This is a genomic window from Mesorhizobium sp. M1403, assembly GCF_040317695.1.
Taxonomy (GTDB): Bacteria; Pseudomonadota; Alphaproteobacteria; order Rhizobiales; family Rhizobiaceae; genus Mesorhizobium.
Genome location: NZ_JAMYKY010000006.1, coordinates 252,724 through 259,109, shown reverse-complemented (window position 1 = coordinate 259,109; position 6,386 = coordinate 252,724). Strand labels below are relative to the sequence as shown.

4 protein-coding genes are annotated in these 6,386 nt (G+C 63.4%); 3 read left to right on the top strand and 1 reads right to left on the bottom strand.

Going from position 1 to position 6,386, the window contains the following annotated elements:
• From NKH01_RS14145 to NKH01_RS14135, 3 genes are all read left to right on the top strand, one after another.
• Positions 1–211 (top strand): hypothetical protein (locus tag NKH01_RS14145; protein WP_353020644.1); only part of this gene is annotated, 211 nt, incomplete at its 5' end.
• A 47-nt stretch (positions 212–258) separates the two neighbouring features.
• Entirely contained in the window at positions 259–2,628 is a 2,370-nt protein-coding gene (locus tag NKH01_RS14140; RefSeq protein WP_353020641.1) for a trimethylamine N-oxide demethylase, read from the top strand.
• 398 nt (positions 2,629–3,026) lie between these two features.
• Positions 3,027–4,736, top strand: coding sequence for a trimethylamine N-oxide permease (locus NKH01_RS14135; RefSeq protein WP_353004976.1), 1,710 nt, complete (start codon positions 3,027–3,029; stop codon positions 4,734–4,736).
• Positions 4,737–4,892: 156 nt separating this feature from the next.
• Here the strand turns inward: NKH01_RS14135 and NKH01_RS14130 are convergent, their stop codons facing one another.
• Positions 4,893–6,380: an aldehyde dehydrogenase family protein gene (locus NKH01_RS14130; RefSeq protein WP_023716755.1), complete on the bottom strand. Its 1,488-nt coding sequence runs from the start codon at positions 6,378–6,380 to the stop codon at positions 4,893–4,895.
• Positions 6,381–6,386 lie beyond the last annotated feature (6 nt).

Below are 6,386 nucleotides of genomic sequence, written 5' to 3'. Positions count from 1 at the left end.
GTCCGTCCGTAATCGGCCGGATGAGCCGATTATCCTGAAAAATGCCGCGCTGAACGGCCAAGCAGCGCTCTCCGACGCTCAAAAAAGCATATATGCCTCAAATCGCATATCTATGCGCCTTCTCTGCAAAGGCCCCCCAAGGGGAGAAGGGGGAGCTTGTGCCACCTTCACCTTGCCAACTCCGGCTCTTCTGCCCTATTCTTCCCGCTAAAATAATTTCACGCACAGGCAAACTTGTTTCTCGAAACCAGGGTTGAGATGAGCCAGTCGCCCTACCCCGTAATCGCCGCCGGACCGCCCCGGCCGAGTCTGATCCTGCGGCCAGGCCAGATCGCGCTGCCGGCCGGGATGGAGCGCTATTCGGTTCAGGGCAATGGCGCGGTGCTGATCGAGGTCGAGGCCGGCGACAGCATCACTGTGCGCAATGTCGAGGGCGGGCAGGCCTGCGAGCTGCTGGTATGGGACAGCACCGGCGTAACCGATCCCGGTATTCTCGGCGAAAAATCGAACAGCAATGCCGCCGGCATTAAGGCGCTGCTGGCCGATAGCGACGATAGCCTCGCTTCCTTGCGCCGAGGCCTCGAACGTCGCCAGGTACAGCTAGATCAGGCAAAGGCGGTCCGCGTCTTCGGCGGCTCCACCCCTGCCGGCACCGAACAGAGCTTTGCGATCGCCCGCGACGGCTCGATGCTCGTCGCTGCACCCGGCGGTCCGATGCTGGTCGACGGCCACGATACCGCAACGCCGCTCAGCGTCATCCTGCGCCGCGCCACGATCCGTCCAGCTGCGAAGTCGCGGCTTGCCGACCCGCTGGCCGATCCGGTGCTCGATCTGCGCATCCATTCGGCGACGGCGGAAGCCTATTTCGTCAAAGCCGGCGACTATCTGCAGATCATCGATGTCGACGGGCGCCAATGCACCGACTTCCAGTGCCTTTCGGCGCGCAAGCTGGACAAGGGCCGCGATCATCCGCTCGACGTGACGACGACGCGCACGCTGATGGGTTCGAGCTATCCGATGCCCGGGCTGCACTCGAAATATTATGACCAGGACATGGAGCCGCTGGTCGAGGTTATCCAGGACACTTGCGGCCGGCACGATGCATTCGCGCTCGCCTGCGCGGCCAAATATTACGACGACATCGGCTATCCCGGCCATCCCAACTGCTCGGAGAATTTCAACCGCGCGCTGGCCGACAAGGGTGTGACGCCCCGCGCCGGCTGGATGGCGATCAACTTCTTCTTCAACACGGCCATCGACGCGCATGGCGTCGTCGTTTCCGATGAGCCGTGGTCGCGGCCGGGCGACTATGTGCTGCTGCGGGCGCTCACGGATATCGTCTGCGTCTCGTCCGCCTGCCCCGACGATACGACGCCGGCCAATGGCTGGAACCTGACTGACATCCATGTGCGGACCTATGCCGGCCAGCACAAATTCTCGCGAGCGATCGCCAGACGCATGACGCCCGATTCGGAACCGAAAATGACCCGCGAGACCGCCTTTCATTCGAGCTTTGCCAAGCACACCCGCAACTTCGTCGAGTACAAGGGCTATTGGCTGGCCAATTCCTTCGCCAGGCAAGGCCCGATCGACGAATACTGGGCCTGCCGGCAGGATGCAGTGATCATGGACCTGTCGCCGCTGCGCAAGTTCGAGATCACCGGCCCGGATTCGGAAGCGCTGCTGCAATACACGCTGACCCGCGACATCAGGAAGCTCGGCGTCGGCCAGGTCGTCTATTCCGCCATGTGCTACGAGCATGGCGGCATGATCGACGACGGCACGCTGCTTCGGCTCGGCAAGGATAATTTCCGCTGGGTTGGCGGCGACGATCTATCCGGCGAATGGCTGCGCGAAATGGCGACGAAACTCGGCCTTACCGTGCTGGTGCGTTCATCGACCGACCAGATGCACAATGTGGCCGTGCAGGGACCGAAAAGCCGCGACATTCTCAGGCAGATCATCTGGACCTCGCCGCTGCAGCCGTCGATCGACGAGCTCGAGTGGTTCCGCTTTGCCGTCGCCCGCATCGGCGGCGGCAACGGCATTCCGGTCGTCGTTTCGCGCACCGGTTACACCGGCGAGCTCGGCTACGAGATCTGGTGCCATCCGCGCGACGCCGAAAAGGTGTTCGACGCCATCTGGGAGGCCGGCCAGCCGCACGGCCTGAAGCCGATGGGGCTGCAAGCGCTCGACATGGTGCGCATCGAGGCCGGGCTGATCTTTGCCGGCTACGAGTTCTCCGACCAGACCGACCCCTTCGAGGCCGGCATCGGCTTCACCGTGCCGCTAAAGACCAAGACCGACGATTTCATCGGCCGCGAGGCGCTGATCCGCCGCAAGGAAAACCCCCAGAAGAAGCTGGTCGGCCTCGACATCGACGCCAATGTCGCGGTCGGCCACGGCGACTGCGTGCATGTCGGCCGCGCCCAGGTCGGCGTCGTCACCTCAGGCATGCGTTCGCCGGTGCTGAACAAGAATATCGCGCTGGCCAGGCTCGACGTCGCGCATTCGGCGATTGGCATCGAGGTCGAGATCGGCAAGCTCGACGGCCACAGCAAGCGGCTGCCGGCGCGCGTCGTCGCCATTGCCCACTACGATCCGCAGAAGACCAGGCCGCGCTCCTGATCGACGCTGCCTGGTTCTTCCCTTCTCCCCTTGTTGCGGGAGAAGGTGGATTGGCGCGCAGCGCCAAGACGGTTGAGGGGCGCTGGACGAAGTGCGGTTTTGCCAAGCTGGAACACCCCTCATCCGACCGAGCTACGCTCGGCCACCTTCTCCCACAAGGGGAGAAGGAAAGACCGCACCCGTTGGCAGCGCCAACGAAGCTCGACTGTTTCACAAGCGCAATGTGCACAGCGTCACAAACCGCTTGACGTGAAAGCGCGTTGGGTCAATCTTCACTGCTAAGAATAAAATACTACTGAGCGGAAAACGCCTGGGCAGTTCAACGTGAGCGTCGATGACGCCTCGCGAGATTGCGGCTGTTGCCGATAGGGAACATCAAAAATGGGGAATCCACGTAAATGAGCACGATAGTCACCACCTTGGTGCCGCCTGCCGAAGGGCAGCTGCACCGGAACATCGATTGGCGCGGCGCCTTTTGGGTGGCAAGCGGCGTTCCGGCCCTTGTCCTGTTTTCGATCGGCGGCATTGCCGGCACCACCGGAACGCTGGCCTTCATGATCTGGACCGCATCCATGATCATGGGCTTCCTGCAATCCTTCACCTATGCGGAAATCGCCGGCCTGTTCCCGAACAAGTCCGGCGGCGCCTCGATCTATGGCGCCACCGCGTGGCTGCGCTATTCGAAATTCATCGCGCCGCTTTCGGTGTGGTGCAACTGGTTCGCCTGGTCGCCGGTGCTGTCGCTCGGCTGCTCGATCGCCGCCGCCTATATCCTCAATGCGCTGGCGCCGGTGCCGCTGTTCACCGACACTTCGCCGGAAGTCGCCGCCTATATCGCGGCCCATGCCGGAACCAGCGCCGCCGACGCCATCACCGCGGTCACCACTGCGGCGACGCCGGCGATCCGCAACTGGACGCTTTACGGTCATACGCTTGGCCCGGTTTCCTTCACCTTCAATGCCACCTTCTTCATCGGCGCGGTGCTGATGCTGATCATCTTCTCCATCCAGCATCGCGGCATCCTTGGCACCGCCAACGTGCAGAAATATATCGGCCTGCTCGTCATCATCCCGATGCTGATCGTCGGCGTGGTGCCGATCGTCACCGGCCAGATCGACTGGGCAAACTTTTCGCCGCTGGTCCCGCTCGCGGCAGCCTACGCGCCGGAGCCCGGCGCGTGGAACATCGCAGGCTGGACGCTCGTTCTCGGCGGCATGTTCATCGCGGCATGGTCGACCTACGGTTTCGAGACCGCCGTCTGCTACACCTCCGAGTTCAAGAACCCGGGCACCGATACCTTCAAGGCGATCTTCTATTCCGGCCTTCTGTGCATGCTGCTGTTCATCCTGGTGCCGTTCACCTTCCAGGGCGTGCTCGGCTTGAACGGCATGCTGGCGACGCCGATCGTCGACGGCTCCGGCGTTGCCGATGCGCTGGCTGGCATGGTCGGCGGCGGACAGCTGATCCACAGCCTGCTGGTCATGCTGATGATCCTGGCGCTGGTGCTCTGCATCATGACGGCGATGGCCGGCTCTTCGCGCACGCTCTACCAGGGTTCGGTCGACGGCTGGCTGCCGCGCTACCTCAGCCACGTCAACGAGCACGGTGCGCCGACGCGGGCGATGTGGACCGACTTGATCTTCAACCTGATTGTGCTGGCCATCGCTTCGGCCGACGCGACGAGCTTCTTCTTCATCCTCGCCGTGTCGAATTGCGGCTACATCATCTTCAACTTCCTCAACCTCAATGCCGGCTGGATCCACCGCATCGACAATGGCCACATTGCGCGGCCATGGAAGGCGCCGAGCTGGCTGCTCGGCCTCGGCGCTATCTTTGCCTATGTCAACGCGGTCTTCATGGGCGCCGGCGCCAAGGTCTGGAACCCGATGGCATTGTGGGCCGGGCTGATCACGGCCGCCTTGATCATCCCGGTGTTCTGCTTCCGCCACTACATCCAGGACAAGGGCAAATTCCCCGACCACATGCTGGCCGATCTCGGCATGAGTTCGTCCGACCTTACGGTTCGAAAGGCGGGCATGCTGCCCTATCTGACGCTGATCGCCGGCGTCGCGGTGATGCTGCTCGCCAACTGGCTGTTCGTCATCTGAGGCTTGCCATGAGGGATCGGGCGCGCAATGCGCGCTCGATCCCCGCATTTTGTTCTTGCTTTGTGCCGGCAACTATGCTACTAACATCGCTATGGTGCTGATTCGCCCCGAGACCCGCCGCTGAGGCGGGTTTTTCGTTTCTGGGCCTATTCCGGCTCAATCTATCTTGATGAACACGCCCTTGGTGTTGAGATATTCGTCAAGGTGTTCGGCGCCGCCCTCGCGGCCGTAGCCGCTCATCTTGTAGCCGCCGAAGGGCACGGCCGGATCGATGGCGTGATAGGTGTTGACCCAGACCGAGCCGGCGCGGATCTTTTGCGACAGCCGGTGGGCGGTGGCGAGATTTTGGGTGAAGACCCCTGCAGCCAGGCCGTAAGGCGTGTTGTTGGCCCGCTCGACCGCCTCGTCCAGCGTATCGAACGGCAAGGCTGAAATCACCGGCCCGAAGATCTCCTCGCGGGCGATCTTCATATCGTCCGAGACGCCGGCAAAGACAGTCGGCGCGACGAAATTGCCGGCGGCAAGCGCGCCTTCCACAAGCCGGGTGCCTCCGGTGACGAGTTTCGCCCCTTCTGCAGTACCGGCCTCGAGGTAACCGGTGACCCGTTGCAACTGCTTTTCGGAGACGAGCGGGCCGATCTCGGTCGCCGGGTCGATGCCGTCGCCGACCCTGAGACCCTTGGCGTATGCCGCGAGACGCTCGATGAACTCGTCATGGACGGCGCGTTCGACGAAAAGGCGCGAACCGGCGATGCAGATCTGGCCGGAATTGGCGAACACCGACATCGCGGCCACCGGCACCGCTTTGTCGAGATCGGCATCGGCGCAGACGATGACCGGCGACTTGCCGCCAAGCTCCAGCGAGACGCGCTTGAGGTTGCCGGCCGAGGCGCGCACGATCGACTGGCCGGTCGCCGTCGAGCCGGTGAAGACGATTTTGTCGACGCCCATGTGCTCGGCGAGTGCGGCGCCCGCCTCGGTGCCGGTGCCGGTGACGATGTTGACGACGCCTTCCGGGACGCCGGCCTCGTTCATGATGTCGGCGATCAGCAGTGGCGTCAGCGGCGCCTCTTCCGATGGTTTCAGCACGATGGTACAGCCGGTCGCCAGCGCCGGGCCGATTTTCCAGATCGACGCGGCGGTCGGCGCGTTCCAGGGAATGATGGCGCCGACGACGCCGACCGCCTCCTTGCGGGTGAAGGAGACGATTTCGCCGGGCAGCGAGTTCTCGATCGTCTCGCCGTGCAGCGCCGTCGCCATGCCGGCATAATAGCGCAGCATGCCGATGACGCGGTTGCGATTGGCGCGGGTGCGCACGATCGGCATACCCATGTCGGTGGTGTCGGAGAGGCTGATCTCTTCCCAGTTCTTTTCGAAGAGATCGGCGATCCTCAGCAGCAGTACCTGCCGCTCGTAAGGTTTGAGCCGGCTCCACGGTCCCTCGAACGCCTTGCGGGCGGCAGTCACCGCCAAGTCGATGTCGAGGCGGTCGCCGCGCGGCACCGTGGCGATGACCGCGCCGGTGGCAGGATTGCGGGTCTCCATGGTCCGGCCGGAGCGGGCATCGACCCAGCCACCGCCGATGAACATCTGGCGATGGCGTCCGTCGATCGGCAGCCGCAGCGGTGCCTGAGCTATGGTCATGACGGT

Coding starts and splice junctions, on each gene's coding strand:
- NKH01_RS14140 (WP_353020641.1), top strand. CDS start 259: ATGAGCCAGTCGCCCTACCCCGTAATCGCCGCCGGACCGCCCCGGCCG.
- NKH01_RS14135 (WP_353004976.1), top strand. CDS start 3,027: ATGAGCACGATAGTCACCACCTTGGTGCCGCCTGCCGAAGGGCAGCTG.
- NKH01_RS14130 (WP_023716755.1), bottom strand. CDS start 6,380: ATGACCATAGCTCAGGCACCGCTGCGGCTGCCGATCGACGGACGCCAT.